The organism is Rhodopseudomonas sp. BR0G17 (genome assembly GCF_010907025.1).
Lineage (GTDB): Bacteria > Pseudomonadota > Alphaproteobacteria > Rhizobiales > Xanthobacteraceae > Rhodopseudomonas > Rhodopseudomonas palustris_H.
In genome coordinates, this window is the sequence record NZ_QUML01000211.1 from 1 (window position 1) to 400 (window position 400).

At 67.8% G+C, this 400-nt stretch carries 1 protein-coding gene; it reads right to left on the reverse strand.

Annotated features, from left to right (window positions below; translation table 11 throughout):
* Positions 1-400, reverse strand: a 400-nt coding sequence (locus tag DY467_RS25910; RefSeq protein WP_205502861.1) for a cation:proton antiporter domain-containing protein, incomplete at both ends; no start/stop codon positions are given.

Here is a 400-nt window from a genome sequence, read left to right on the forward strand (position 1 = left end):
GCTGGCCGGGCAGATCCAGCTCGATGCGCCGCGGCCCGCGATCGGTCCGCGGCAGCGCGACATGCAGCTTGCGGGCCGCCGGCGCCAGGGTCCAGCCCTGCAGCATCAGCGAAATCAGCACCACCACAAAAGCAACGTCGAAATACAAGTAAGCCTTCGACAGACCGACCAGCATCGGGATCGACGCCAGAAAGATCGCGACCGCGCCGCGCAGGCCGACCCAGGCGATGAACAGCCGCTCCCGCCAATTGAAGCGGAACGGTGCCAGACAGACGAACACGGCGACCGGCCGCGCCACCAGCATCAAGGCCAGCGCGATCACCACCGCCGGCCCGATGCTGCCCATCAGCCGCTGCGGCGAGACCAGGAGGCCGAGCAGCACGAACATCACGATCTGCGC